This is a genomic window from Cupriavidus sp. 30B13 (assembly GCF_049059565.2).
Classification (GTDB): Bacteria; Pseudomonadota; Gammaproteobacteria; order Burkholderiales; family Burkholderiaceae; genus Cupriavidus.
Genome location: NZ_CP188224.1, coordinates 2308004 through 2330527, shown reverse-complemented (window position 1 = coordinate 2330527; position 22524 = coordinate 2308004). Strand labels below are relative to the sequence as shown.

Genomic DNA, 22524 nt, shown 5'->3' with positions numbered 1-22524 from the left:
ATGGCAAGGTCAACGCACGCTCATGCGGCGAGTTCGAGCGCGGGCAGGGGGATTTCCTGTGCGACGTAGTCGTGGTAGAGGGCGGTGGTATAGAGCAGGCGCATCTGCGCGCCGATCTCGCAGATCTTCAGGCAGCGCTGTTGCAGCTCGGGGGTGTTGGCGTGCTCGAGCACGATCTGGTAGCCGCGCTCGCCGTGGATCTCGTCGGAGACGATGTGCAGGTCGAAGAACTCGACTTCCTCGTCGGAGAAGCCGTACTTTTCGCGCAGGGTGGGGGTCTGCTTGCGGTAGATGGAGGGGACCTGGGATTCGAGGCCGACGACGAGTCCGGCGACGGCGACGATGGGGTCCTCGCGCATGGCGACGGCGTAGCACCAGCTTTGCAGGCCGCGGGTGGTGGGGGACATGTTGTCGGGGTCGACGACGCGCTCGCGGGTGGTGCCGCAGGCTTCGGCGAAGCGGATGAGCAGGTCGGTGTGGCGGTCGCCGCCGATTTCCTCTTCATACATATTGGCCAGCAGGAAGTCCTTGGCTTCGGTGAAGCGGTCTGGGGTGCGGGCGTAGATGTAGGCGAGGTAGTCGGCGAAGGGGCCGACGTAGTGGTAATGGTTTTCGGCCCAGCGGGCGAGGTGGTCGCGGGAGAGCTTGCCGCTGGCCCAGGCGACGCTGAAGGGAGCCTTGTTGGCGCTCTTGCCCTTGATGGCGTTTTCGAGTGCGGCGCGGAAGTCTTCGCGGTTCATGAGTTCAGGCATTTGGGGGCTCCGGGGTGGGTTCGAGCTGAGGGACGGGCTTGGCAGCCCTGCCGATGAATCGATATGTAGATTGTATACTATCTACCAGTTTAGCCCAGGTCAACCCGGTTTTTCCGGTTTTTTACCGGCGGGCGTGATTTCCCGCGCTCAAGCCACCTTCAGTTCACCTGCTGCGCGGATTTTCCGGTAGGCGAATCCCGCCAGCGCCACATCTTCCAGGCCCACGCCCACCGATTTGTAGATCAGCACGTCCGCCTCGCTGGCGCGCGGCCGGACCTTGCCGGTCACGACGTCGGCCAGCTCGACGATCTTCTCGGCGGGCAGCGCGGCGGGATCGGCCAGGACGATGTCGCCGGCTTCGCGCACCGATTGCGGCCGCCACTCCACCACCAGCTTGCTGGCGCGGGCCAGTGCCACGTCGTCCAGTTCGCGGGTATGCGGCAGGCTTGAGCCGATGGCAGCGACGAAGACGCCGGGCTTGAGCGAATGGCCCGAGAACAGCGGCGTGGTGGAGCGCGAGGCGGTGACCACGATGTCGGCCTGGGCGACGGCTTCGTCCGGCTCGGCGAAGGCTGCCGGGATGCCGCACCACTGCGACAGGCGCTCGGGCATGGCGGCATCGGCATACGGGTCGGACAGCAGGATGCGCTTGAGCGGCAGGGTGGCGGCGAGCTGGCGCGCATGTTGCACGCCTTGCGTGCCGGCGCCGAACAGCGCCAGTACCTCGGCGCCTTCGCGGGCCAGGTGGCGCGCGGCGAGCACCGAGCAGGCCGCGGTGCGCAGGCGGGTGATGGCGCCGGCATCGAAGGAGGCCAGCGGGCGGCCGTTTTCGGTGGAGAAGATCAGGATGACGAAGGAGAACTGGCCGGCGATGGTGGTGTACACCTTGGCGCCCGCCACCTGCTGCTCCGGGATCACCGCGCCGAGCGTGGACAGCTTCACGCCGCCGGCTTCGGTGCGGATGCGTTCCTGCATGGCGGCCTTGCCTTCGCCGAAGCTGCGGAAGGCGTCCAGCATGACTTGCTGGGCGTCGGCGGGGCTGACGTGGCGGTCGATCATCTCGTCGGTGATATGCAGCATGGTCTGTTTCCTCGAATGGCGCGGGGGCGCACTGGGTAGGTGAAGCAGGTTGAAATCGATGGGGCGGCCGCCGGCGGGAACGCCAGGATCAGGTGTCATGTGCGGTCGGGGCGGCAAGAGCGGGCCGGTAACAGTCTCCGGAGGCGCTTCCCGATGTTTATTTGTATACAGTCTACATAAAATGTACGGAGAAGGCATCTGTCGGCAACCGGCACTGATAGAACCTGCTCTTAAAAGGTGCCGGAAATCCCTGTTTTAGCGCGGAAATATAAGGCTTCGCACCAATCCGGGGGCATTCCCTAATCCTTTCAGATTTCGCTTGTTTTGATCTCAGTCAAGAATATAGTATACGTTCATGGGGCAGTCATAGTCCCCGGGAAACAGTACAAAGGTCTCTACAGATAAGGATCCAAGGGGAATACATGCAACACGAAGTGGTGATAGGCGCGGCACACTGGATCTATCTACTGGGCGTGGCGGTCATCGTCCTGACCATGATCCTGCGGGCCAACGTGGTCGTACCGTCGATTCTGGGTACGTTCCTGGTGGTGTTCGCGCTGACCGGCAGCCCGGTCTCGGCGCTCGGAGGCATTTTTTCGGCCAGCCTGGTGGCGGCCAAGGAGTTGTTCAACATCTTCCTGGTCATCGCCTTCATGACGGCGCTGCTCAATTCGCTCAAGACGCTGCGCTCGGATATCCGGATGGTGGAGCCGTTCCGCGTGGTGATGAAGAACGGGCATTCCGCCTTCTTCATCCTGGCTGGCATCACTTATGTGATCTCGCTGTTCTTCTGGCCCACGCCGGCGGTGCCGCTGGTGTCCGCCATCCTGCTGCCGGCGGCCATCGCCGCCGGGCTGCCGCCGCTGGCCGGCGCCATGGCCATCGCCATTGCCGGGCAGGGCATGGCGCTGTCGTCGGACTACGTGATCGGCGTGGCGCCCGGCATCAGCGCCAAGGCGGCCGGCGCCGCGGTCAGCGCCGCGGTGGTGGCGGACCGCGCGCTGGTGCTGTCCATCATCACGGGCGGCATCGCGCTGACGCTGGCTTACCTGTCGATGCGCAGGCATATCGTGCCGGCCAGCGGCAGCTTGCTGACCAAGTGGCAGGCCCGCGCCAGCGGCACCGATGCCGAACTGGAGCACTCGGGCACCTTCGACAAGGCGGAGATCGCGCGCGGCACCGAGCACACCGAGCCGCTCGTGACCGATTCCAATATCGAGCGCAGCCTGTCGATGGTGGAGCAGCGCCGCGTGAAGTGGTCGAAGTGTTTTGCCGTCGTCACGCCGCTGGCTTTCCTGGCGGTGGTCGCGGTGATGGTGCTGCCCAAGATGGGCGCCGGCCTGCCGGAGCTGAAGGGCGGCGACGCCGCGGCGCTGGTCGGCGGCGTGGCGGCCTTGCTGATGATGCTGGCCACGCTGGCCGCCGAAGGGCCGCGCAAGATGCTGGACGTGTGCCCCGAGCACATCACCGATGGCTTCGTGTTCGCCTTCAAGGCAATGGGCTCGGTGCTGCCGATCGCCGGCTTCTTCTTCGTCGGCGCCGGCGAGACCGCCGCGCAGATCCTGGGCGTCAGCGCCGACAAGGCGCCCAGCCTGCTGTTCGAGCTGATCCAGGCTTACCAGCACATGATTCCGGACAACCACGTGCTGGTCGCCTTCGGGGTGCTGGTGGTGGGCATGATCACCGGCATCGACGGCTCCGGCTTTGCCGGCCTGCCGCTGACCGGCACGCTGGCGGGAGCCCTGGGGCCGGTGGTCGGCTTCGACTCGGCCACGCTGGCGGCGATCGGTCAGATGGGCGCGGTGTGGACCGGCGGCGGCACGCTGATCGCATGGTCCTCGCTGATCGCGGTGGCGGGTTTTGCGCGGGTGCCGGTGCTGGACGCGGTGCGCGCGCTGCTGTTGCCGGTCCTGATCGGCCTGGGCGTTTCCACCGTGTGCGCGATGCTGATCTGGAGATAGGCCCCGGCCCGAAAGGCGGCCCCGCCATTCCGGCGGCGGCCTTCGTGCAGCCTTCGTGCGGCCTGTCGCTGGCGGCGGTTTGAATGCAAAGGCGGTTCCACCAGCCCGAGGGGCGATGGAACCGCCTTTTTCTTTGCGCTTCTGGCCCGCCGGAAAACTTCCACCGATCGCGCAAAAACTCATTGACCTTGGTCAATATGGTAGATAGTATACAATCTACATATCGATTCATCGGCAGAGCTGCCAAGCCCGTCCCTCAGCTCGAACCCACCCCGGAGCCCCCAAATGCCTGAACTCATGAACCGCGAAGACTTCCGCGCCGCACTCGAAAACGCCATCAAGGGCAAGAGCGCCAACAAGGCTCCCTTCAGCGTCGCCTGGGCCAGCGGCAAGCTCTCCCGCGACCACCTCGCCCGCTGGGCCGAAAACCATTACCACTACGTCGGCCCCTTCGCCGACTACCTCGCCTACATCTACGCCCGCACCCCAGACCGCTTCACCGAAGCCAAGGACTTCCTGCTGGCCAATATGTATGAAGAGGAAATCGGCGGCGACCGCCACACCGACCTGCTCATCCGCTTCGCCGAAGCCTGCGGCACCACCCGCGAGCGCGTCGTCGACCCCGACAACATGTCCCCCACCACCCGCGGCCTGCAAAGCTGGTGCTACGCCGTCGCCATGCGCGAGGACCCCATCGTCGCCGTCGCCGGACTCGTCGTCGGCCTCGAATCCCAGGTCCCCTCCATCTACCGCAAGCAGACCCCCACCCTGCGCGAAAAGTACGGCTTCTCCGACGAGGAAGTCGAGTTCTTCGACCTGCACATCGTCTCCGACGAGATCCACGGCGAGCGCGGCTACCAGATCGTGCTCGAGCACGCCAACACCCCCGAGCTGCAACAGCGCTGCCTGAAGATCTGCGAGATCGGCGCGCAGATGCGCCTGCTCTATACCACCGCCCTCTACCACGACTACGTCGCACAGGAAATCCCCCTGCCTGCGCTCGAACTCGCCGCATGAGGGCAGGGCAGCACACGACTGCATTGGCATCGACGGCCCCGCGCGGGGGCCTGACCGGACGAAAGGCTTGCACATCATGGCAGTAACCAAAACAGACGAATTCGCCAATCACATCAACGGCGAATGGACCAAGAGCGCCAGCGGGCGCACCTTCGACAACGTCAATCCCGCCGATACGGACGATATCGTCGGCCGCTTCCAGGCCTCCACGGCGGAAGATGCCCAGGCCGCGGTAGCCGCCGCCGCGGCGGCGTTCGAGGCGTGGAAGAAGACCCCGATCACCAGGCGCGCCAAGATCCTCAACGGCGCGGCCGACTGGCTCGAAGCCAATGCCGGGCAGATCGCCGAGGAACTCACGCGCGAGGAAGGCAAGGCGCTCAACCTGAGCAAGGACGAAGTGCTGCGCTCGGCGCAGACCATCCGTTTCTACGCGGTGGAAGGGCAGTCGTTCGCGGGCGAGACCTATCCGCAGGATGACGCCGACATGCTGGTCTACAGCCAGCGCGAGCCGCTCGGCGTGGTGACGGTGATCTCGCCGTGGAACTTCCCGGTGTCGATTCCCGCGCGCAAGATCGCGCCGGCGCTGATCGCCGGCAACACGGTGGTGTTCAAGCCGTCGTCGGATGCGCCGCTGAGCGGCTACCGGCTGGCGCAGGCCTTCATCGAGGCCGGCATGCCGAAGGGCGTGCTCAATTTCATCACCGGCCGCGCCGGCGACGTGGGCCCGGCCATCACCGAGGCGCCGGCCGTGCGCGCGATTTCCTTCACCGGCTCGACCGCGGCCGGCCAGCACATCCATCGCTCGGTGTCGCTGAGCACGCGCACGCAGATGGAACTCGGCGGCAAGAACCCGCTGATCGTGATGGAAGACGCCGACCTCGACCGCGCGGTGGACCTCACCATCAAGGGCGGCTTCTCGCTGAGCGGCCAGGCCTGCACCGGCACCAGCCGCGTGCTGGTGATGGCATCGGTCAAGGCCGCCTACACCGAGAAGCTGCTGGCCAAGGTCAGGACCCTCAAGATCGGCAGCGGCATGACCCCGGGCATGGACCTCGGCCCCCTGGCCACGCGCAAGCAGCTCGAAACCGTGCTGGGCTATGTGGACATCGGCAAGGCCGAAGCCACGCACCTGTGCGGCGGCGAGCGCCTGACCGGCGGCGAGTTCGACAAGGGCTTCTACGTCGCGCCGGCCATCTTCACCGACGTCACGCAGCAGATGCGCATCGCCCGCGAGGAGATCTTCGGCCCGGTGATCGCCATCATCGAGGCGAGCAGCTACGCGGACGCCATCGCCAAGGCCAACGACACCGAGTACGGCCTGTCCGCCGCCATCGTGACCAGCAACCCGCGCTATGCGCACGATTTCGCCAGCGACATCCAGTCGGGCACCGTCAAGATCAACCGCACCACCACCGGCAACCTGATCAACGCGCCGTTCGGCGGGCTCAAGCAGTCCAGCACCTCCACCTTCCGCGAGTCGGGCCGGGCCGGGCTGGAGTTCTATACGCAGATCAAGACCGTGTACCGCGGCTGCTGAGGCGGCAGCGGACCCACCCCATCAAGCACAAAGCGAAGAAGCAGGAGCAGGACATGAGAAAAGCCATCAAGCTGGAACTGAAGGAAGCCCGCCACATGGTGGCGGCCGCCATCCGCAAGTCGGAGGAAATTGGCGTGCTGGAATCGATCTGCGTGGTCGATGACGGCGGCTACCCGCTGGCGCTCGAGCGCATGGACGGCGCCCGCATCACCGGTCCGCAGATCGCCTGGAACAAGGCGTTCACCGCCGCCGGCCACAAGCGCTCCACCCACCTGTTCAACCAGGCGCCCAACGGCCCCGCGCTGCCGGGCAACGAAGCGTTCGGCATCCAGTGGAGCTTCGAGGGCAAGTTCGCGGTGTTCGTGGGCGGCTTCCCGATCGTGGTCAACGGCGAGGTGATCGGTGGCATCGGCCTGAGCGGCGGCAACGGCGAGCAGGACACCGCGTGCGGCGTGGCGGCCCTGGCCGCGCTGCAGGAACTGCTGGCCGGCGACGACCTGAAGGTGCTGGTCGAGGCCGACATCAAGAAGTAAGCAGGAAACCGACACCGTCAACCTGCCGATCGTGGCCGCCCCCCTCCCGTCGGATGGGAGAGGGGAGCAGACCGTCGGCAACGTACCACGCGCCTTCGCCTTTCACGCATTGCCGAGTCTGCCATGTCTTACCGTATCCATCTCATCGAATCCCAGCAATCGTTCGACGTCGGCGCCGACGAATCTGTGCTCGACGGCGCGCTGCGCGCCAACGTGCAAATGGCCCACGACTGCCGCTTCGGCGGTTGCGCCACGTGCCGCGTCAGGCTGGTGGAAGGCACGGTGGCTTATGAGGAATACCCCATGAGCCTGACGCCGGAGGAAGAGGAGGAGGGCTTCGCGCTGGCCTGCCAGGCGCGCCCCACCAGCGACCTGGTGATCAGCACCGCGCGGCCCGGCGAACCCTGCGCCGAGCCCGCGCGGCACACCGCGGTGATCCGCAAGATCGAGCCGCTGTGCGACGACGTGGTGCACCTGACGCTGGAGCTGCCGCAGGCCGAGGCGCTGGATTACCGTCCGGGCCAGTACCTGAAGATCTTCACCGGCGACGGCGTGGCGCGCAGCTTCTCGATGGCGTCGGTGCCGAAGGACCGCATCGTCGACCTGCACGTGCGCCGCATTCCCGGCGGCTATTTCACCGAGCGCCTGCTCGCCGGCCTGCGCTCCGACGACCAGCTCGACGTGGAGCTGCCGCTGGGCGGCTTCTACTTCCGCAAGGACGACTACCGCCCGCTGGTGATGGTGGCCACGGGCACTGGCCTGGCGCCGATCAAGAGCATTCTCGAATCGCTGATGGACGACCCGGACTGCCCGCCCGTGTCGCTCTACTGGGGCATGCGCACCGAGGCCGATCTCTATCTGCACGATCAGATCCAGCAGTGGGGCGCGCGCCTGTACGACTTCCAGTACGTGCCGGTGCTGTCGCGCGCCGGCGAGAGCTGGGCCGGGCGCCGCGGCCATGTGCAGCAGGCGGTGGCGGAGGACCTGCCCGACCTGTCCGAGCACGCCATCTACCTGTGCGGCTCGCCGGACATGATCCGCGACGCGCGCGAGACCTTCATGGGCCTGGGCGCCAGCGGCGCGCACATCTACGCGGACAGCTTCACCTTCCAGCGCACCTGAGCATGGACCATCCCGGCGACAGCCTCGGCGCGCGCCATTCGCCGCTGTTCGCGCAGGTGACGGACACCCTGCGCCAGCGCATCGTGGGCGGCATCTACCGCCAGGGCGACCGCCTGGTGGAGCATGCGCTGTCGGAAGAACTGGGCGTGTCGCGCGTGCCGGTGCGCGAGGCCCTGCGCGCGCTCGCGGCCGAAGGGCTGGTGCGCATCGAGCCGCGCCGCGGCGCGTCGGTGGCGCGGCTGTCGGAACATATGGCGCGCGAGATGGTGGAGGTGCGCGCCACGCTGGAGGGGCTCAACGCCAAGCTGGCCGCGCAGCGGCGCGACCCGCGCCTGGTGACGGAGCTGCAGGAGGTATTGCGGCAAGGCTCCGCCGCCGCGCGCAGCGGCGAGGAGGATCGCCTGCTCACGCTCAACTTCCGCTTCCACGAAGTGCTGGGCACCATAGCCGCCAACAGCGTGCTGCAGGAAATGATGCGCTCGCTGCGCGAGCGTACCGGGCTGGTGTTCGCGCCGGCCCATCGCCTGCGCGCGCAGCAGAACTGGGACGAGCACGCGCAGATCCTGCAGGCGGTCATCGCCGGCGACGCCGACCTCGCCGCGCTGCTGGCCACGCGCCACGTCTACAGCGCGGCGGACGCCGCCACGCCGGTCACGCCCGCGGCGTGGATCAAGGGATGAACAGCTTGTCGATATAGCACCAGCGCCACGACTCGCCCGGCTCGAACGAGCGCACCACCGGATGCTGGGTGGCGAGGAAATGGCGGGTGGCGTGCTGGTTCGGCGAGCTGTCGCAGCAGCCCACGTGGCCGCAGCACAGGCAGATGCGCAGGTGCACCCATTCGTCGCCGCTGCGCAGGCATTCCTCGCAGCCGCTTGCGCTGGGCGTGACTGCATGGCTCAGCGCAAGATGCTGACACTCCGTTGTCATCGCGGTACTCCCTCCCCGGTGCCGGCAGCGTATCCGTGCTCGACCACGCCCAACCACGCGGAACCACGCCCAACCACGCCAGACCCCATCGACGCCAGCATGGCCCGGACCATGCCTAATTGTAGGCGCCGGTGCCGCGAAGGAAAGCGTGGCGGCGCCTTCGCGCCGCCGCCACGCTTCGCCTAGACTCAACGGGTGGGCGCACCGGGGCGCGGATCGCCCGTCCGTCGTCCCTCGCCGGTTCCCCCGCGCTTTCGCGTTTCCCCGTTTCCCGTTTTTCCGACAGGAGAGTGCTCATGACCTGCAAGATCCAGGTGGTCTTCTACAGCATGTACGGACACGTCTACAAGATGGCGGAGGCCGTGGCGGCCGGCGCGCGCGAGGTCGGCGGCGCGGAGGTGGCGCTGCTGCAGGTGCCCGAGCTGGTGCCCGACGCGGTACTGGAAAAGAGCGGCGCCAAGGCCGCGCGCGCGGCGTTCGCCCACGTGCCGGTGGCGGAGCCGGACAAGCTGGCCGAGGCCGACGCCATTTTGTTCGGCACGCCCACGCGCTTCGGCAACATGTGCGCGCAGATGCGCAATTTTCTCGACCAGACCGGTGGCCTGTGGATGGGCGGCAAGCTGGTGGGGAAGGTGGGAAGCGTCTTTACCAGCACGGCCACCCAGCACGGCGGGCAGGAAACCACCATCACGAGCTTCCACACCACGCTGCTGCACCAGGGCATGGTGATCGTCGGCGTGCCCTACGCCGAGGCGCGGCTGCTCGACATGAGCCAGATCACCGGCGGCACGCCGTACGGCGCTTCCACCCTCACGGCGGCGGACGGCTCGCGCCAGCCCAGCGAGAACGAGCTGGCCATCGCCCGCTACCAGGGCCGCCACGTGGCCACCATCGCCGCGAAGCTGGCCGCGCACTGAGGCACACTGAGGCAGGGCGCGTCGCCGGCGCGCGGGCGGCTAGTCCCGCGCGGCGCCCCGCAGGATTTCGGCCACGCGCTCGCGCAACACTGGCAACAGATCCTGCCCGAACCAGGCGTTGTGCTTGAACCAGCCCTGGTTGCGCGGCGATGGGTGGGGCAGCGGCAGGTAGGCAGGTCCGTGCGCGGCAAAGCCGGCCACCGTGGCGGTCACGCCCGCGCGCGCCGCCGCGCCGAGAAAACGCCGTTGCGCGTATTGCCCCACCAGCAGCGTCAGTTCGACGTGCGGCAGGCACGCCAGCAGCGCGTCCATCCAGAGCGGCGCGCATTCCTTGCGCGGCGGCAGGTCGCCGCTGGCGCCGCGCCCGGGATAACACAGGCCCATCGGGACGATGGCAATGCGCGCCGGATCGTAGAACACGGTCTTGTCGACGCCCATCCACTCGCGCAGCCGGTCGCCGCTCGGGTCGTCCCACGGGATGCCGCTGGCATGCACGCGCGCGCCGGGCGCCTGGCCGACGATCAGGATGCGCGCGGATGCCGCAGCCTGCACCACCGGGCGCGGGCCGAGCGGAAGGTCGCTGGCGCAGACGCGGCAGGCGCGGACCTGCGTCAACAGGGTAGGAAGGTCGGGTTGGGAACGTGCCTCGGTGGCGGGCCGCTGCGCCAGCAGGTAGTGGGTGCCCATGCCGGCAGTGTAGGGAGCCTGGCAAGGTTTGCCAAGCATGGGGCAGGGATCGAACAGGGCACTTTTCTCGCAATGTGGCGCCCGCGGTATGCCAGTGCCTTTGTTGGTGCCTTTTGCTGCCCGGAATATCACGGGGGCGGGCCGCGCTTTTCGCGGGCCCGCCCCGCGGGGACGCCCGCGTCAGAAGCGGTGCCGCATCCCTACCCCGAAGCTGTCGCCGTGCGACTGGTCGGTCAGCTTGTCGTAGAAGTAGGCCACGTAGACGTCGGTGCGCTTGGACAGGTTGTAGTCGTAGGCGACGCCGGCCGTGTTGCGGCGGAAGTCCGCGGCGTCGTTCTTGGTCTTGTCGTAGGCATACGAGACCAGCACGCTGCCGGCGCCCACCGGGATGGCCGCACCGACCTGGCCGTTGGTGTGCTTGATGTCGCCGGTGGCGTTGTTCACGCTGCTCTTGATGTACTGGCCCTGCGCGAACAGCTTGACCACCTTGAAGTCGTAGCTCACGCCGACCTGCACCGCGTTCTGCTTGTCGAAGCCGGCCAGCGCGGCGGGCGAGGTGACGTCGCCCGGCACGCTGTTGAACTTGACCTGCTGGAAGGCCACGGTGGCGCCGAAGCCGCCGTTGAAGTAGAGCACGTTGCCGCCCCACTTGTTCTGGCCGTTGCTGCCCGGCTGCTCGCCGAAGGCGTAGATCGCATTGGCGGTGAGCCCGCCCATGGTGGGGGTGGAATACACCACCGAGTTGCTCCAGCCCGAATCGCCGATGATGCCCGGGTCATAGACGCGGCCGTTGCTGGCGGTGAAGTAGGTGTGGAAGATCGCCGGCGAGAACGTGTAGGAGTCGATCAGCGGGTTGAACAGGATCGTCGAGATGAAGTAAGGCGTGGTGTTGCGCCCGAGCTTGACGGTGCCCAGCTTGTCGCTCTGCAGGCCGACGAAGGCGTTGCGGGTAAACAGCGCGTCGCCGTCGAAGCGGCCCTGCTTGCCGGCGTCCGGGCGGAAGAAGCCGTTGAGGTCGAAGATCGCCTTCAGGCCGCTGCCCAGGTCCTCGGTGCCGCGCACGCCCCAGTACGAGGTCTGCATGCCGCCGCTGTTGACGCCGTAGGCGCGCTCGCCGCCGCCGGCCTTGCTGGCGCCGACGAAGGCGTCGGCCATCCCGTAGAGCGTGACGCTCGATTGCGCCATCGCGTTGCCGCACAGCACGGCTGCGGCCATGACTGCCAGTTTGACTACCGGCTTGAACTTGCATTGCATAAAGACCTCCATGGTGGACCCCGTTTTTGTCATTGCTGTCGTTGCTGGCTCTTGTGTCGAAACGTCGAATCGCCGAATCCGGTCGCCGGCCGGACGCGCGGGCACAAGGAGTCCCCCGGGGCGTGTGCAGGACACCGCCCCGTCGCATCTGGCGCATTGCTGTTCGCTGGAAATGGCGGACCCGGAGGCGGGCCCGCTACGCTAGGCTTGCTGCTGCATCGGGCACGCCCGCGTGCGTGGCTGGTGTTTCATCGTATGGCGACGGATGGCTGCGATGGATGCAGTTTGCGGCAATTCGATTGCACGCAACCAGCACTTATTTCTTCTCATGGCGCACGCAAAATGTGTGCGCTCGCCGCGCCGGCGCAGCCGGCTCATGCGGCTTCCTCCAGCGGCTGGTACAGCCCGGTCAGCGCCGCCTTCAGGTGCTCGGAAAAGGCGGCCGCCGCAGGCGGCAGGATGCGGCCCTTGCGCGCGCCCAGCACCAGCCGGCCGGCGCACAGTTCGGGGTCCGACAGCGGGATGGCCGTCAGCGTGCCCTGGCGCGTCTCGCGCAGCGTGCCGGCCTGGAACTGGAAGCTGATCGCGCCGGTCTGGCGCGAAAAGCTCTTGAGCGTCTCCACCGTGGTGGCTTCCAGCATGACCCGCAGCGACAGCCGGTTGCGCGCGCAGATGGCCTCGATCAGCTGCCGGCTGCCGAAACTCTCGGGCCCGAGCGCGACGGGATAGGGCTGGCAATCCGACAGGCGCAGCGAGCGCCGGCCCGCCAGCGGATGGTCGGGCCGCATCATCGCGCAGAACGGCTGCGCGGAGACGGACAGTTCGTGCAGGAAGGGCGTGGGCGGCGGGTCGTGCGCCAGCAACAGGTCCGCCTCGTCCTCGCGCAGCGCGGCCAGCAGGTCGCAGGAGTGGCCCACCGAGACGCGGAACTGCACGCCGCGGTGGGTGGCCTGGTAGCGGCCGATGACCTCGGGCAGGAAATCGGTGGCCACCGATTCCACCGTGGCCACCCGCACCGTGCCGCGCACCAGGCCGCGCAACTGCTCCATCTGCGCGGCGGCGGAGTCCAGGTCCGCCAGGCTGCGGCGCACGGTGGCGATCAGCACCTCGCCGGCGGCGGTCAGCCGCACGCCGCGCGGCAGGCGCTCGAACAGCGCGGTGCCGACTTCCTGCTCCACCTCCAGGATCTTGCGGTTCAGCGCGGTGGAAGCCACGTGCAATTGCTCGGCGGCCTTGCGGATGGAACCGTGGCGGGCCACGGCGTCCAGGTAGAGGTACAGGCGAGGCGGGTGGAGCATGGCGTGGGCGCTCGGGCGCTAGTGAGATCGATACGCTCTCGCTAGCAAGGATCGTGCGCACCGCGCGCCGCTCACGCCGGCAAGGCGATCTCGCAGTAGAGCCGGCGCAGGGCGTCCAGCCGGGGCGCCTGGTCCGGTGCCGTCTCCGGTGCCGTCTCCGGCGCCTCCTTTGGCGCCTTGCCCGGCGCGGGCGCGCCGTCCGGCAGCGCCGAGGCCACGGCCCGCAGGCGCGCGCGCCGGTTGGCTTCGAAACCGGCCAGCCACGCGCGCGGCGCGCCGTCGCCGCGGGCCAGCGCCGAGGCGATCAGCTGCGCGGCGCAGCAGGCGTCCTCGATGGCCTGGGTCGCGCCCAGCCCTGGCACCGCCGCGGTGGCATGCGCGCTGTCGCCCAGGTACATCACCTGCGTGCGGGGCTCGGCGTAGCGGGGCGGGGACACGCGCGGGCAGGACCAGCGGACCGCGTCGGCATGCCGGCACAGCGTCTCCAGCAGCCAGGCCGGCCGCGCGGCAAGCGCAGCATGCGCGGGTTCGAACGCGGCCTGCAGCGCGGCGCGCAGGCGGGCGGGCGTTGCCGGGCTGCCGTTGCTGCCGTCGCTGCCGTCGCCGGGCAGCGTGCCGGCGATATGCAGCAGGCCATCCGGCATGCGGATGGCGCACAGGCGGCTGGCGCCGTTGCGCCATTGTTCGTAGCCGTCGCCGGCGCCGGCCTGAGCGCCGCTGTCCGGCACCAGCAGGCGGAACTGCCGCACGCCATCCCGGGGTTCGGCGCCGTTGCCGGCGAATGCCATGCGGGTGGCCGACGCGGCGCCGTCCGCGCCGACCAGCAGGTCGATGTCGTCGAGCCGGTGGCGGCGGCCGTCCTGCTCCCACTCGACGTAGCCGCGTGCCGGATCGCGCGCGCCGCTGCCGCAGGCCAGCATGTTGCAGCGATAGCGTACCGCGCTGCCCGCTCCGTGCCGCAGCACCCGGTAGAGCGCCGCGCGCAGGATGCGCACGCCGCCGTGATCGGCCACCCGCGTGAGCGGCAGGTCCGCCAGCGTCTCGCCGCTGCACTGCGACTCGCGCCAGTGGTCCCACGGCAGGCCGGCCTCGCCGATGGCGCTGGCCAGCAGCGGGTCGCGCAGGTGCAGGGCCTTGACGGCATTGGGCGCGATCACCATGCCGGTGCGCGCGCCGGCATGATGGCCGGGCGCGGCGCGTTCCAGGCAGGTGACGTCCAGCCCTGGGTGCCGGGCCAGCGCGCGGGCCAGGACGGTGCCGGCCACGCCCGCGCCGACGATGACGATTCGCATGGGTGCTATGGATCCCCGGCCGTCAGCGCAGGCTCCGGCGGCGGTGCGCGGGGGGATCGTTCGATGGGGTGGTCATGGCCGCCAGTGTGCGCAAATCGGGCGCGCGCAACCAGCACCGTTTTGGTCTCATGGCGAGCGCGCAATGTGTGCGCTCGACACGGCGCTCGACACGGAAAAAAGGCGCGGCGCGCCCGCAAGCTGCCGCGTGCGTCGCCGCGTGTTCAGGGAACCACCGACAGGAACAGGTAGGCCGCCAGCAGCACCAGGTGCACCACGCCTTGCAGCATCGTGGTGCGCCCGGAGTGCAGCGTCAGCGTGCTGACCAGCAGGGTGAATGCCAGCAGCACGGTCTCGGTCGGCCCCAGGCCCAGCATGAGCGGCTTGCCGACCACGATGAAGACCGCCGCCACGGTGGGAATGGTCAGGCCGATGCTGGCCAGCGCCGAACCCAGCGCCAGGTTCATGCTGGTCTGCAGGCGGTCGGCGCGCGCGGCGCGCAGCGCGGCCAGGCCTTCGGGCAGCAGCACCAGCGCCGCGATCACGATCCCCACCACGGCGGGCGGCGCGCCGGCGCTGGCCACCGCGGCTTCCACCGTCGGCGAGAGCAGCTTGGCCAGCCCGACCACCGCCACCAGGCAGACCAGCAGCATGCCGCCGCTGGCCAGCGCGACGCGCGCGGGCGGGGGCGGGGCGTGCACGCTTTCGTCGGAGTTGCCGGGCACCAGGAAGTAGTCGCGGTGGCGCACCGTCTGCACGAACACGAAGCTGCCATACAGCACCAGCGAGGCGACGCCGGCGAAGGCCAGCTGCGATTGCGACAGCATCGGCCCGGGCACCGCGCTGGTGTAGTTCGGCAGCACCATGGTGAGCCCCGCCAGCGCGGCCAGCACGGCCAGCGCGGCGGTGGCGCCGGGCGCCTGGAAGGCCTGCTCGCGGTGGCGCAGGCCGCCCACCAGCAGGCACAGCCCGACGATGCCGTTGCACACCAGCATGGCCGCGGCGAACACGGTGTCGCGCGCCAGCCCGGCCTTTTCCGGGCCGGCGGAGAGCATCACGGAGACGATCAGCGCCACCTCGATCACCGTCACGGCGATGGCCAGCACCAGCGTGCCGAACGGCTCGCCCACCTTGTGCGCCACCACCTCGGCGTGGTGCACGGCGGCAAACACGGAGCCGGCCAGCGCCACCGCGGCCAGCGCCAGCAGCACGCCCTGGCCGGGCAGCGCCATGCCCGCGGCCAGGATGGCCCAGGCCGCCAGGGGCAGCCAGAGCGTCCAGGCCGGCAGTTTCGTCGAAGTCAAAGTCATCCGTTCTCCCTTTTTCGTTGGATTTTGTCGTTGGATCTTGTCGTTGGATCTTGTGCTTGCGCCCGCACCCGGCCGTGCGCGGCTTGCGGCGCCGGTCTGTGCCGCGCCGTGTGCCGCATCGAACACGCCTGGCAGGCTTCCTGTCCGTTTCCGGCTTTGCGTCCTATTGTGGTTCAGCCTGGGCACGCGAGCCGCGCGCCAGCCGGCAGCGCGCAGATAAGGCATCTTCACAGGCAATTCGGTTCCCGAGAATTCGCATGAATTGACGGAAATTGACGGTTTATTTGCGGTAATTGCTGTCGATTCGGTGAATTTTCACCAGACGGTGCCGTTCCGGGGTGAAGCCGGCGACACCGGACCGCGCCGGAGTCGCATGCGGCGCATGGCGCGGAGCGTTGTCCGGGCGGGACGCGGTTCCGTCACATCACCGGCTCGGCGCAAGCCATGCCGCAACCTTTTCATCGTGGGAGCACAGTCATGCAAAAGTACGGATCGGCCAAATGGCAAGGCGGCATCAAGGACGGGCAGGGCACCATCTCGGCGCAGAGCGGGGTGCTGAAGGACGCGCCCTACGGCTTCAAGGCGCGCTTCGAAGGCGGCCCCGGCACCAACCCCGAGGAACTGATCGGCGCCGCGCACGCGGGCTGCTTCTCGATGGCGCTGTCGCTGATCCTCGGCGAGGCCAAGCTGGTACCGGAGAAGATCGAGACCAAGGCCACGGTCACCTTGGACAAGGACGGCGCGGGCTTCACCATCACGGCGGTGCAGCTTGACGTGACCGTGCGCGTGCCGGGCGCCGACAAGGCCGCCGTGGAGAGTTGCCTGCAGGCGGCCAAGGCGGGCTGCCCGGTATCGAAGGTGCTCAAGGCGGAGATCAGCATGAACGCCACCGTGGAAACCTGAGCGTGCCGCACGGCGCGGCGGGAGGGGCGTGCCCGCCGCGCCAACAGTCCGGGCACGCCCGGACTGGCTTCCTATAATGAAAACTGCCTGCCGGGCACCGCCACGTCGGCGCACGGCGGAGTGTGCGTTCGCCGGAGGGGACGCGTCTCCTATATCCAGACTATTAAAGATAAGGCAGACATCATGTATAGCAGTGAAGCAGTCCTGACCCAGGCCCGGGCGGCCATCGCCCACGTGCCGTTTCACAGCCATTCCATCCATCCCACCATCCATCTGCGCCTGAGCGACGGCGCGCTGATCCTCGAAGGCGAAGTCCAGGATATCGTCGACAAATCCCGCGTGGCCGCCATGGTGCGCCGCGTCGACGGTGTGCCTGAGGTGATAGACCATCTGCGCGTGGCGTCCGAGGGCACGCCGGTGGGCGACGGAGAGCTGCGCAATGCGATCTGCGTGCGGCTGCTGCAGGCCATCGATTTCCGCAATTGCCGCATATGCGCGCATACCAAGGGCCGCATGGAGCCGGTGCGCGAGGCGGTGGGCGAATCCAGCGGCGAGATCGCCATCGAGGTCACCGACGGTGTGGTCACGCTGCGCGGCCACGTGATCAGCCTGTCGCACATGCGCCTGGCCGGGGTGCTGGCGTGGTGGTCGCGCGGCTGCCGCTGCGTGATCAACGAACTGGTGGTGGCGCCGGCCGAGACAGACCGCGACGACGAAGTCACCGAAGCGCTGCGCCTGGTGCTGGAAACCGATCGGTTCGTCGACGCCGACCGCATCCACGTGCAGACCCGCAACCGCGTCGTGACGCTCGAAGGCTATGCCACCAGCGAAGCCGCCCGGCGCCAGGCCGAGCGCGATGCCTGGTATGTGCACGGCGTGGAAGACGTGGTCAACCGCATCGTCCTGAGCAACTGAGCTTCCTGGCAGTACCCGGGGGCGCGGCGCCGGCGCGCTACGCCCCGCCCGTGGCGCGCGGCAGGTCTTCCACGCGCCAGTAGCGCCGCTGTGCCCGCAGCGCGAAGCGCGCGCGGTAGTTCGACATGGACATGCCGGTCGCGCGCTGGAACAGCCGGCGGAACGCCGCCGCGTCGCTGTAGCCGCAGGCTTCGGCCACCGCCTGCGCGCCGTGCAGCGTCACCTCCAGCAAGGTCTTGGCGCGCTCCACGCGCAGCGTGTGCAGATAGTCCAGCGGGCTCATGCCGCTGACCTGCCGGAAGTGCCGCAGCAAGGTGCGCTCGCTCACGGCGGCGGCCTCGGCCACCTGCGCCAGCCGGTAGGGCGCGTCCACGTTGGCCTGCAGCCAGCGCATGGCGCGGTAGACCGGGCTGTCGGCGGTGCGGCTCAGCCAGCGCTGCGAGACCAGCTCCGGCGTCAGCTGCTGGCGCTCGGCTTGGTACAGCAGCAGCCGCGAGCAGGCCTGCGCGAGGTCCGGGTCGTGCAGGTGGCCCAGCACGCGCAGCATGAACTCGGTCTGCAGCGCCGGCGCCACGCAGCCGAACACGCGCTGGTGCACGCTCATGGGCTCACTGGCGGAAAAGTCGCAGCGCGTGTAGCGCCGGGCCATCCAGCTCTGGAACGGCCAAGGCGCGCCCATGCGCGCGCCGTCCAGCAGCCCGATCTCGGCGGGAAAGGCGATGCCGCACTCGCCGGCGGCGATCCAGCCGCCGGCTTGCGCATGCCGCTCCAGCAGGCGCAGCGCCGGCCCCGCGCCGCTCACGATTTCCTCCAGGTGCAGCGCGTTGCGCGCATGCACGCCCGGCACCACCACCAGCGCGTTGCCGTCCTCGCCGCCGCGGCGGCGGCGCGCCGGCTCCAGCCCCAGCGCGGGCAGGGACAGCGCGCGGCCGCTGGGGCCGATCACGCTCCAGCTCAGGCCGGGGTCCGCCCCGGGCCGCTGCAGGCGGGCCACGCCGGCGGCGGTGCGCAGCACGTCCAGCGCGCCGAACAACATGCCCGGCATGGCATCGGGCAGCCACAGCAGGCGCACGCGCAGCGGCGCGGCGATGCCCCGGGCGGGGTTGGCAGGAGGGGTCGCAGAAAGGGCGGCGGCGGTGGTCATGGCGAGATCGGCATTCCAAATGGCGGGATCGATCCTACCTCGGCGCGCGCGTACCGGCTAGCATCGTCGCTCGGCCGGCACCCCGCCGCCGCCACGACAACAATGCAAACAGGAGACTTCATGCAGCCATCCCTGCGCCGACTTACCCATGCCGCCGCCGCCGCGCTCGCGCTGGCCCTCGGCGCCGCCGGCAATGCGCGCGCGGCCGACCAGCAACTGCTGGACGGCGCGCGCGCGGCCCAGCCCGCGGTGATCCAGTCGCTCAAGGACATGGTGTCGATCGAGTCCGGCAGCGCCAACGCCGCGGGCCTGGCGCAGATGGCCAGCTTTACCGAGGGCCGCCTCAAGGCGCTCGGCGCCACCACCGAGCGCCTCGCCGTCACGCGCGGGCCGGGCACCATCGTCAAGGGCACCTTCACCGGCAACGGGCGCCGCCGCATCATGCTGATCGCGCACATGGACACGGTCTACGGCCCCGACACGCTCGCCACCCAGCCGATCCGGCAGGACGGCAACCGCCTGTACGGCCCGGGCATCGCCGACGACAAGGGCGGCATCGCCGTGATCCTGCATTCGCTGGCGCTGCTCAAGGCGGCCGGCTGGCAGGACTATGCCCAGCTCACCGTGCTGTTCAACCCGGACGAGGAAGTGGGCTCGCCGGGCTCGGGCGACACCATCGCCCGCCTGGCCGAGCAGCATGACGTGGTGCTGTCGTGCGAGCCGTCGGCCGGCTCGGTGGTCATGAAAGGCCAGCCGCTGCTGCTGGCCTCGGCCGGCGTGGCCACCGCCACGCTCGACGTGAAGGGCCGCGCCGCGCATGCCGGCGCGGCGCCGGACCTGGGCCGCAACGCGCTCTACGAGCTCTCCTACCAGATGCTGCAGACGCGCGACGTGGCCAGGGATGTGCCCGGCGCCGCGCTGATCTGGACCCGCGCCAGCGCCGCCGGCCCGCTCAACCAGGTCACCGAGAAGGCCGAGGCGGTGGGCGACGTGCGGCTGACCCAGCCCGGCGCGCTGGAAAAGCTGCAGACCGCGCTGCAGACCAAGCTGGCCGCCGGCAAGCTGATCCCCGACACGGAAACCACGCTCACGCTGACCCCCGGCCACCCGCCCTACGTGGCGGACCAGCGCAGCCGCGCGCTGGCCGCGCGCGCGCAGGACATCTACAAGGAGATCGACCGCGACCTCACGATGGTGCCGCAGACCGGCGGCGGCACCGACGCGGGCTACGCTGCGCGCTCGGGCAAGCCCACCGTGCTGGAGAGCTTCGGGCTGGCGGGTTTCGGCTACCACGCCCGCGACGAATACATCGAGATCGATTCGATCGTGCCGCGGCTTTACCTGATGTCCCGCATCCTGCAGGAGATCGGCCGCAACTGAGGTTGGCCGCGGGCCTCAGCCGGGCTTGCGGGCGGTGCCGAAAGCCTGCTCGCAGCAGGCCAGCCACGCGCGCGCGGCGCGCGACAGGTAGCCTTCGCGCCAGACCAGGCCCAGCTCCCACACCAGCCCGGCGGCCAGCGGGCGGGTGGCCACGCGCGCGGGGTCGAGCTGGCCGGCCACCGGCGCGGGCAGGATCGCCACGCCCACGCCGGCCGCCACCAGCTCGCCGATGAAGTCCCATTGCCGGCTCTGCCCGGCGATCTGCGGCGTGAAGCCGGCCGCCTCGCAGGCATCGAGCAGCATGCGGTAGAGCACGAAGTCGTCCTCGTACATCACGAACGGCTGGCCGGCCAGATCCGCCAGCTTCACCGCGCCGGCCTTGCGCGGCGCGCTCCCGGCGGGAAACACCGCGACCAGCGGGTGGCGCGTCACGGTCAGGCTGGCCAGGCCCGCCACCGCCGCCGGCAGCACGGTCACGCCGAGGTCCAGCTCGCCGGCGGCGACGCCTTCTTCCAGCGCGCGGCCGCCTTGCTCGCGCAGCCGCAGCTTCACGCCCGGATACAGGCGCCGGTAAGCGCCGATCACCGGCGCCATGTAGCGCCCGGCCATCGGCGGGATGCCCACCATCAGCTCGCCGCGCGCCATGCCGTCCACCTCGGCCACCTCCTGGCGCAGGCGCGCCACTTCGGCCAGCACGGCCTGGCCGCGCGCGAACACCACCTCGCCGGCATCGGTCAGCTGCACCGTGCGGCCTTCGCGCAGCAGCAGCGGGCCGCCCAGTTCCTCTTCCAGGCCCTTGACCATCTTGCTGATGGTGGGCTGGGTCACGTGCAGGGTCTCGGCCGCGCGGGTGAAGCCACCCTGGCGGACCACCTCGACGAAATAGCGCAGGGCGCGGATGTCCATTGGGTTGCCTGGAAAAGGGCCGCTCCGGATTGCCATTCCAGATCGGCATCGATTCGATAATTTATATTCATTTTATATATCGAATTGCGCTTCGTACACTAGCATCCGTCGCCACCTTGCAGTGGCACCCATTCCGGTCCCAACCACCATGCAAAGCGCAGCCCCCTCCACCCACGACACCCGTTCCGTGCCTCCCGCCCGATCCTTGCCGGCCGGCGGCCGCCTGCTCAATGGCGCGGCGGCCGGCGTGCAGGTGGCCGCGCTGTGCGCCCTGTGGCTGCTGGCGGACTGGCTGCGCGCGCGCCTGGGCATTGCGCTGCCGGCCGGCCTGCTGGGCCTGGTGGCGCTGGCGGCGCTGCTGTTTACCGGCGCCGTGCGCGGCGGCTGGGTGCGGCGCGGCGCCGACTGGCTGCTGGGCGAGATGCTGCTGTTCTTCATTCCCGCGGTGCTCGCCGTGGTGCAGTACCCGGACCTGGTGCGGCACCAGGGCCTGCGCATCTGCGCCGTGATCGCCCTGAGCACGGTGGCGGTGATGCTGGTGACCGCGCTGGTGGTGGAGCAGGTGTACCGGCTGGAGCTGCGGCTGGCGCGCCGGGCGCGCGGCCGCCGGCATCGGCGGCAGGACCCGCGGCAAGACCGCCAACAAGACCAGCGGCAGGACCTGCGGCAGGACCGGCGCCCGGGCAAGGAGCAGCAGCATCATGCGTGATACCGTGCTGGCGGCCCTGAGCTTCGCGGCTACCGTCGCTTTCTACTATCTCAACAAGCGCGTCTACGCGCGCCGCGCGCGGCTGTGGCTGATGCCGCTGCTGGCCACGCCGGTGGTGCTGATCGCGCTGGTGCTGGCCGCGCGCATCCCTTACCGCGACTACATCGCCGACACGCGCTGGCTGATGTGGCTGCTGGGCCCGGCCACCATCGCCTTCGCGCTGCCCATCTACGACCATCGCGCGCTGGTGCGCCGGCACTGGCTGTCGATCTCGGTGGGCGTGCTGGCCGCGGTGACGACCTCCGTGTTCAGCTCGGTCTGGCTGGCGCGCGGCTTCGGCCTGTCGGAGATGCTGCAGAAGGGCCTGGCGGTACGCTCGGTGAGCACGCCGTTCGCGGTGGACGCGGCGCGCGCGCTGGGCGGGCCGCCGGATCTTGCCGCGGTCTTCGTCGTCATCACCGGGCTGCTCGGCATGGCCATCGGCGAGACCGTGCTGGCCTGCCTGCCGTCGGTGCGCAGCCGGCTCGCGCAGGGCGCCATCTTCGGCGCGGCGGCGCATGGCGCCGGCACCGCCAAGGCGCGCCAGCTCGGCGAAGAGCAGGGCGTGGTGGCCTCGCTGGTGATGATGATCGCGGGGCTGGTCAGCGTGCTGGCCGCGCCGCTGATTCGCGGCGTGTTCTTCTGACGCCGGGGCTGCGTAGTACTGCGCAGGCCCCGCAGCCGTCGGCGCCGCGCCTGCGCCCTGCGCGAAAAGGGCGCAAAATGCAGCCCTTGCGCAATGGCGCAATGGCGCAACCGCGCCGGCTGTCCCCCGTCACGGCGCGCCTCGCGGCGCTGCGCTCTCTTTCGCCTCTCCACAAGATTCGCCCCTCCACAAGAT

General features: G+C 69.3%; 22 protein-coding genes. 12 read left to right on the top strand and 10 right to left on the bottom strand.

What is annotated here, in order from left to right:
• Positions 1-20 precede the first annotated feature (20 nt).
• Together ACKI2N_RS29445 and ACKI2N_RS29440 are read right to left on the bottom strand one after the other, a co-directional pair.
• Complete coding sequence (locus ACKI2N_RS29445) at positions 21-752, bottom strand: TenA family transcriptional regulator (protein WP_426990863.1); 732 nt, start codon at positions 750-752, stop codon at positions 21-23.
• A gap of 147 nt (positions 753-899) precedes the next feature.
• The gene (locus tag ACKI2N_RS29440; RefSeq protein WP_420998558.1) at positions 900-1832 is read right to left on the bottom strand and encodes an ornithine cyclodeaminase family protein; all 933 of its coding nucleotides are present in this window, start codon (positions 1830-1832) and stop codon (positions 900-902) included.
• Positions 1833-2254: 422 nt separating this feature from the next.
• Here ACKI2N_RS29440 and ACKI2N_RS29435 point away from each other — a divergent pair, with 422 nt between their 5' ends.
• The 6 genes from ACKI2N_RS29435 (at position 2255) to ACKI2N_RS29410 (ending at position 8682) form a co-directional block, all read left to right on the top strand.
• The gene (locus ACKI2N_RS29435) at positions 2255-3793 is read left to right on the top strand and encodes a hypothetical protein (protein ID WP_420998559.1); all 1539 of its coding nucleotides are present in this window, start codon (positions 2255-2257) and stop codon (positions 3791-3793) included.
• Between the two features lie 285 nt (positions 3794-4078).
• Positions 4079-4810 carry a TenA family transcriptional regulator gene (locus tag ACKI2N_RS29430; RefSeq protein ID WP_426990863.1) on the top strand — a complete coding sequence of 244 codons (732 nt, stop codon included), beginning with the start codon at positions 4079-4081 and terminating at the stop codon, positions 4808-4810.
• Positions 4811-4886: 76 nt separating this feature from the next.
• A complete protein-coding gene (locus tag ACKI2N_RS29425; RefSeq protein ID WP_420998093.1) occupies positions 4887-6347 on the top strand; it encodes an aldehyde dehydrogenase family protein in 1461 nt (486 codons plus the stop codon).
• A 53-nt stretch (positions 6348-6400) separates the two neighbouring features.
• Positions 6401-6880: a GlcG/HbpS family heme-binding protein gene (locus ACKI2N_RS29420; RefSeq protein ID WP_420998092.1), complete on the top strand. Its 480-nt coding sequence runs from the start codon at positions 6401-6403 to the stop codon at positions 6878-6880.
• Positions 6881-7003: 123 nt separating this feature from the next.
• Entirely contained in the window at positions 7004-8002 is a 999-nt protein-coding gene (locus ACKI2N_RS29415; protein WP_420998091.1) for a 2Fe-2S iron-sulfur cluster-binding protein, read from the top strand.
• A 2-nt stretch (positions 8003-8004) separates the two neighbouring features.
• On the top strand, positions 8005-8682 hold the full coding sequence (locus ACKI2N_RS29410; RefSeq protein ID WP_420998090.1) for a GntR family transcriptional regulator: 678 nt from the start codon (positions 8005-8007) through the stop codon (positions 8680-8682).
• On the opposite strand, the gene ACKI2N_RS29405 is transcribed toward ACKI2N_RS29410, so the two are convergent.
• Positions 8672-8932, bottom strand: a complete 261-nt coding sequence (locus ACKI2N_RS29405) for a ubiquitin carboxyl-terminal hydrolase 14 (RefSeq protein WP_420998089.1) — start codon at positions 8930-8932, stop codon at positions 8672-8674. The two genes, ACKI2N_RS29410 and ACKI2N_RS29405, sit on opposite strands and share 11 nt — an antisense overlap.
• Positions 8933-9228: 296 nt before the next feature.
• Here ACKI2N_RS29405 and wrbA point away from each other — a divergent pair, with 296 nt between their 5' ends.
• Positions 9229-9849: an NAD(P)H:quinone oxidoreductase gene (gene wrbA, locus ACKI2N_RS29400; RefSeq protein WP_420998088.1), complete on the top strand. Its 621-nt coding sequence runs from the start codon at positions 9229-9231 to the stop codon at positions 9847-9849.
• A 39-nt stretch (positions 9850-9888) separates the two neighbouring features.
• On the opposite strand, the gene ACKI2N_RS29395 is transcribed toward wrbA, so the two are convergent.
• The 5 genes from ACKI2N_RS29395 to ACKI2N_RS29375 form a co-directional block, all read right to left on the bottom strand.
• Positions 9889-10536 (bottom strand): uracil-DNA glycosylase family protein, encoded by a 648-nt coding sequence (locus ACKI2N_RS29395; protein WP_420998100.1) that lies wholly within the window; start codon positions 10534-10536, stop codon positions 9889-9891.
• Positions 10537-10716: 180 nt separating this feature from the next.
• Entirely contained in the window at positions 10717-11790 is a 1074-nt protein-coding gene (locus tag ACKI2N_RS29390) for a porin (protein WP_420998087.1), read from the bottom strand.
• Positions 11791-12164: 374 nt separating this feature from the next.
• On the bottom strand, positions 12165-13088 hold the full coding sequence (locus ACKI2N_RS29385) for a LysR family transcriptional regulator (protein WP_420998086.1): 924 nt from the start codon (positions 13086-13088) through the stop codon (positions 12165-12167).
• A 71-nt stretch (positions 13089-13159) separates the two neighbouring features.
• Complete coding sequence (locus ACKI2N_RS29380) at positions 13160-14380, bottom strand: FAD-dependent oxidoreductase (RefSeq protein ID WP_420998085.1); 1221 nt, start codon at positions 14378-14380, stop codon at positions 13160-13162.
• Between the two features lie 221 nt (positions 14381-14601).
• Complete coding sequence (locus ACKI2N_RS29375; RefSeq protein ID WP_420998084.1) at positions 14602-15687, bottom strand: calcium:proton antiporter; 1086 nt, start codon at positions 15685-15687, stop codon at positions 14602-14604.
• A 477-nt stretch (positions 15688-16164) separates the two neighbouring features.
• Here ACKI2N_RS29375 and ACKI2N_RS29370 point away from each other — a divergent pair, with 477 nt between their 5' ends.
• Both ACKI2N_RS29370 and ACKI2N_RS29365 read left to right on the top strand, forming a co-directional pair.
• The gene (locus ACKI2N_RS29370; protein WP_420998083.1) at positions 16165-16590 is read left to right on the top strand and encodes an OsmC family protein; all 426 of its coding nucleotides are present in this window, start codon (positions 16165-16167) and stop codon (positions 16588-16590) included.
• Positions 16591-16773: 183 nt separating this feature from the next.
• Positions 16774-17505, top strand: coding sequence for a BON domain-containing protein (locus ACKI2N_RS29365; protein ID WP_420998082.1), 732 nt, complete (start codon positions 16774-16776; stop codon positions 17503-17505).
• 37 nt (positions 17506-17542) lie between these two features.
• On the opposite strand, the gene ACKI2N_RS29360 is transcribed toward ACKI2N_RS29365, so the two are convergent.
• Positions 17543-18649: a GlxA family transcriptional regulator gene (locus ACKI2N_RS29360; protein WP_420998081.1), complete on the bottom strand. Its 1107-nt coding sequence runs from the start codon at positions 18647-18649 to the stop codon at positions 17543-17545.
• 120 nt (positions 18650-18769) lie between these two features.
• Here ACKI2N_RS29360 and ACKI2N_RS29355 point away from each other — a divergent pair, with 120 nt between their 5' ends.
• A complete protein-coding gene (locus ACKI2N_RS29355; protein WP_420998080.1) occupies positions 18770-20029 on the top strand; it encodes a glutamate carboxypeptidase in 1260 nt (419 codons plus the stop codon).
• Positions 20030-20044: 15 nt separating this feature from the next.
• Here ACKI2N_RS29355 and ACKI2N_RS29350 read toward each other — a convergent pair whose 3' ends face one another.
• Positions 20045-20935: a LysR substrate-binding domain-containing protein gene (locus ACKI2N_RS29350; protein ID WP_420998079.1), complete on the bottom strand. Its 891-nt coding sequence runs from the start codon at positions 20933-20935 to the stop codon at positions 20045-20047.
• Positions 20936-21122: 187 nt separating this feature from the next.
• Between ACKI2N_RS29350 and ACKI2N_RS29345 the strand changes: the two genes are divergently transcribed.
• Together ACKI2N_RS29345 and ACKI2N_RS29340 are read left to right on the top strand one after the other, a co-directional pair.
• Complete coding sequence (locus ACKI2N_RS29345) at positions 21123-21644, top strand: CidA/LrgA family protein (RefSeq protein ID WP_420998078.1); 522 nt, start codon at positions 21123-21125, stop codon at positions 21642-21644.
• Positions 21637-22329 (top strand): LrgB family protein, encoded by a 693-nt coding sequence (locus ACKI2N_RS29340; protein WP_420998077.1) that lies wholly within the window; start codon positions 21637-21639, stop codon positions 22327-22329. Before ACKI2N_RS29345 ends, ACKI2N_RS29340 begins: the two co-directional genes overlap by 8 nt.
• Positions 22330-22524: the final 195 nt, after the last annotated feature.

Coding starts and splice junctions, on each gene's coding strand:
- ACKI2N_RS29445 (WP_426990863.1), bottom strand. CDS start 752: ATGCCTGAACTCATGAACCGCGAAGACTTCCGCGCCGCACTCGAAAAC.
- ACKI2N_RS29440 (WP_420998558.1), bottom strand. CDS start 1,832: ATGCTGCATATCACCGACGAGATGATCGACCGCCACGTCAGCCCCGCC.
- ACKI2N_RS29435 (WP_420998559.1), top strand. CDS start 2,255: ATGCAACACGAAGTGGTGATAGGCGCGGCACACTGGATCTATCTACTG.
- ACKI2N_RS29430 (WP_426990863.1), top strand. CDS start 4,079: ATGCCTGAACTCATGAACCGCGAAGACTTCCGCGCCGCACTCGAAAAC.
- ACKI2N_RS29425 (WP_420998093.1), top strand. CDS start 4,887: ATGGCAGTAACCAAAACAGACGAATTCGCCAATCACATCAACGGCGAA.
- ACKI2N_RS29420 (WP_420998092.1), top strand. CDS start 6,401: ATGAGAAAAGCCATCAAGCTGGAACTGAAGGAAGCCCGCCACATGGTG.
- ACKI2N_RS29415 (WP_420998091.1), top strand. CDS start 7,004: ATGTCTTACCGTATCCATCTCATCGAATCCCAGCAATCGTTCGACGTC.
- ACKI2N_RS29410 (WP_420998090.1), top strand. CDS start 8,005: ATGGACCATCCCGGCGACAGCCTCGGCGCGCGCCATTCGCCGCTGTTC.
- ACKI2N_RS29405 (WP_420998089.1), bottom strand. CDS start 8,932: ATGACAACGGAGTGTCAGCATCTTGCGCTGAGCCATGCAGTCACGCCC.
- wrbA (WP_420998088.1), top strand. CDS start 9,229: ATGACCTGCAAGATCCAGGTGGTCTTCTACAGCATGTACGGACACGTC.
- ACKI2N_RS29395 (WP_420998100.1), bottom strand. CDS start 10,536: ATGGGCACCCACTACCTGCTGGCGCAGCGGCCCGCCACCGAGGCACGT.
- ACKI2N_RS29390 (WP_420998087.1), bottom strand. CDS start 11,790: ATGCAATGCAAGTTCAAGCCGGTAGTCAAACTGGCAGTCATGGCCGCA.
- ACKI2N_RS29385 (WP_420998086.1), bottom strand. CDS start 13,088: ATGCTCCACCCGCCTCGCCTGTACCTCTACCTGGACGCCGTGGCCCGC.
- ACKI2N_RS29380 (WP_420998085.1), bottom strand. CDS start 14,380: ATGCGAATCGTCATCGTCGGCGCGGGCGTGGCCGGCACCGTCCTGGCC.
- ACKI2N_RS29375 (WP_420998084.1), bottom strand. CDS start 15,687: ATGACTTTGACTTCGACGAAACTGCCGGCCTGGACGCTCTGGCTGCCC.
- ACKI2N_RS29370 (WP_420998083.1), top strand. CDS start 16,165: ATGCAAAAGTACGGATCGGCCAAATGGCAAGGCGGCATCAAGGACGGG.
- ACKI2N_RS29365 (WP_420998082.1), top strand. CDS start 16,774: ATGTATAGCAGTGAAGCAGTCCTGACCCAGGCCCGGGCGGCCATCGCC.
- ACKI2N_RS29360 (WP_420998081.1), bottom strand. CDS start 18,649: ATGACCACCGCCGCCGCCCTTTCTGCGACCCCTCCTGCCAACCCCGCC.
- ACKI2N_RS29355 (WP_420998080.1), top strand. CDS start 18,770: ATGCAGCCATCCCTGCGCCGACTTACCCATGCCGCCGCCGCCGCGCTC.
- ACKI2N_RS29350 (WP_420998079.1), bottom strand. CDS start 20,935: ATGGACATCCGCGCCCTGCGCTATTTCGTCGAGGTGGTCCGCCAGGGT.
- ACKI2N_RS29340 (WP_420998077.1), top strand. CDS start 21,637: ATGCGTGATACCGTGCTGGCGGCCCTGAGCTTCGCGGCTACCGTCGCT.